Here is a 3,035-nt window from a genome sequence, read left to right as displayed (position 1 = left end):
AAAAAAGGCCAATGGCTCGCCGAAATCGACCCGCTGATCCTGCAAAATACCCTGCGCAAAGCCCAGGTCGACGAAGAAAACCTGCAGGCCCAACGCCGCGCCACCGCGGCTCAACTCAAGCAGGCCAAGGCCGTTTACCAACGCTATAAACACCTGCAGGACGACGCGTCAGTGTCGCGGCAGGACTTTGAAGAGGCCGAGTCGACCTTTCAGGTGCAGCAAGCCAACCTCTTGTCCCTGGACGCGCAGATCAAAAGCGCGCATATCCAGATCGACACCGCCAAGGTCAACCTGGCATATACGCGCATCATCGCGCCCATCGACGGTGATGTGGTGGGCATCGTCACCCAGGAAGGCCAGACCGTCATCGCCAACCAACTGGCGCCGGTACTGCTCAAGCTGGCGGACCTGGACACCATGACCGTCAAGGCCCAAGTGTCGGAGGCGGATGTGATTCACATCAGCCCCGGCCAACAGGTGTATTTCACCATCCTCGGTGAGCCCGAGAAACGCTACTACGCGCAGTTGCGCGGCACAGAACCTGCGCCGCAAAACTTTCTCGAAAGCCAAACCGCCGGCACCCCCAAGCAGAACACCGCAGTGTTCTACAACGCGTTGTTTGACGTGCCCAACCCTGACCACCGCTTGCGCATCGCCATGACCGCCCAAGTGCGCGTGGTGCTTGATACGGCGAAGGCTACGCTGATGGTGCCGGTGGCGGCGCTTGGCGCGCGCAATGCCGATGGCCGTTACTCGCTGCGCGTGCTGGATGCCAAAGGCGCGGCGGTGTTGCGTGAGGTGAAAACCGGGATCAACAACAACGTCAAGGTGCAGATTCTGGAGGGCCTGGCCGAGGGCGATAAAGTCGTCATCGGCGACGCAACGCCTGCCGTGGCGGGGAGCTGACGCATGGCTCAAGCACTGTTGGAACTCAAGGGCATCACCCGCAGTTTCATGGCCGGCGAGCGCGAGTTTATTGCGCTCAAGGGCATCGACCTGAGCATTCAGGCCGGCGAGATGCTGGCGATCATCGGCGCCTCGGGCTCGGGCAAATCCACGCTGATGAACATCCTCGGCGGCCTCGATTACGCCACCGCCGGCAGCTACAAGATCAACGGCATCGAAACCCGTTCACTGGCGGATGAGCAGTTGGCGGAACTGCGCCGCGATTACTTCGGTTTTATCTTCCAGCGCTATCACTTGCTGGCGCACCTGAGTGCGCTGCACAACGTGGAAATGCCGGCGATCTATGCCGGTACGCCGCAGGCCCAGCGCCACAGCCGTGCGCAGGAATTGCTCACGCGCCTTGGCCTGGCGGGGCATATCAGCCACCGGCCGAGCCAGTTGTCCGGCGGCCAGCAACAGCGTGTGAGTATTGCGCGGGCCTTGATGAACGGCGGCGAAGTGATCCTCGCCGACGAACCCACCGGCGCCCTCGACACCCACAGCGGCAAAGAGGTGATGCGTATTCTCGCCGAGCTGCACGCAGCCGGGCACACGGTGATTATCGTTACGCACGACCCCAAGGTGGCGGCGAATGCCCAGCGCATCGTCGAGGTCTGTGACGGCGAGATCGTCAGCGACAAGGCTAATCAAAGCGTTGGCCTGGAAGTGCCCAGCGAAGCCCCGATTGAGCCCAAGCGCAGCGGCGCGCGGCATTTGGTGGCAAGCCTTGGGTTGTTCAAAGAAGCCTTCAACATGGCCTGGGTCGCACTGATCTCGCATCGTATGCGCACCTTGCTGACAATGCTCGGTATCGTCATCGGCATCACTTCGGTGGTGTCGATCTCGGCCATCGGCGAAGGCGCCAAGCGCTATGTGCTGAAAGACATCCAGGCAATCGGCAGCAACACCATCGATATTTTTTCGGGTACCAGTTTTGGTGACAGCCGCGCGTCGGCGATCGAGACGCTGATGCCCTCGGATGTCGACGCGCTGAACCAGCTGTACTACGTCGACAGCGCCACGCCGGTGGTGGGCCGTAACCTGTTGCTGCGCTTCGGCAATATCGATCTGGATGCGCAGGTGAATGGTGTCAGTGACCGTTACTTCAACGTGAAAGGGCTGAAACTCGAAGCCGGAATTGCCTTCAGCGAAAGCGATGCGCGGCGCCAGGCGCAGGTCGTGGTAATCGACCACAACACGCGTCAGCGCCTGTTCGGGCCGACGGTCGACCCGTTGGGCCAGGTGATTCTGGTCGGCAAACTGCCCTGCACGGTGATTGGCGTGGCGGCCGAGAATAAAAACATGTTCGCCGCGAACAAGTCGCTGAACGTCTGGGTGCCTTATGAAACAGCGGCGGGGCGCCTGTTGGGGCAACGCCATTTGGACAGCATCACCGTGCGCATCAAAGACGGCCAACCGAGCAAGGTGGTCGAAGACAACGTCAATAAACTCATGCTGCAACGCCACGGCACCAAGGACTTCTTCACCAATAACCTCGACAGCATCATGCAGACGGTGCAGAAAACCAGCCGTTCGCTGGCGCTGTTGTTGTCGCTGATCGCCGTGATCTCGTTATTGGTGGGCGGCATCGGGGTGATGAATATCATGTTGGTGTCGGTTACCGAACGTACCCGCGAGATTGGTATTCGCATGGCGGTGGGCGCGCGGCAGTCGGATATTCGTCAGCAGTTTTTGGTGGAGGCGGTGATGGTTTGCCTGATCGGCGGGATGATCGGTATTTCGCTGTCCTTTGCGATCGGCTACCTGTTTTCGTTGTTTGTGAAAGAGTGGGAGATGGTGTTTTCGCTGGGCTCGATTGTCACCGCGTTTGCTTGTTCGACGATGATTGGCATTGTGTTTGGGTTTGTGCCGGCGAGGAACGCGGCGCGGTTGGACCCTATCGAGGCGTTGGCACGTGATTGATGCTTGAGATTGAGTGTATCTCCGTTGTTTTTGTGATGGCTTAAATGGGCTCTGCCCTCACGGCGGGTCACTTTTGACTGGGCCGGAATGCCGGCCCAGTCTGAGTGGTTGAAGCAGATCAAAGGCGGCTTTTGCATACACAGCACACCTGCTTTTGCTTTTTGTGG

The 3,035-nt window shown here is 59.6% G+C and carries 2 protein-coding genes; both read left to right on the top strand.

The genetic code is table 11. From position 1 onward, the window contains the following. A partial coding sequence (locus tag F0169_RS26975; RefSeq protein ID WP_152748128.1) for an efflux RND transporter periplasmic adaptor subunit occupies positions 1 to 906 on the top strand: 906 nt, incomplete at its 5' end. Between the two features lie 3 nt (positions 907 to 909). Beyond that, positions 910 to 2,868: a MacB family efflux pump subunit gene (locus tag F0169_RS26970; RefSeq protein WP_152748127.1), complete on the top strand. Its 1,959-nt coding sequence runs from the start codon at positions 910 to 912 to the stop codon at positions 2,866 to 2,868. Positions 2,869 to 3,035: the final 167 nt, after the last annotated feature.

It is taken from the genome of Pseudomonas kitaguniensis (assembly GCF_009296165.1).
Classification (GTDB): Bacteria; Pseudomonadota; Gammaproteobacteria; order Pseudomonadales; family Pseudomonadaceae; genus Aquipseudomonas; species Aquipseudomonas kitaguniensis.
This window is presented reverse-complemented; position numbering and strand designations above follow the sequence as displayed.

Coding starts and splice junctions, on each gene's coding strand:
- F0169_RS26970 (WP_152748127.1), top strand. CDS start 910: ATGGCTCAAGCACTGTTGGAACTCAAGGGCATCACCCGCAGTTTCATG.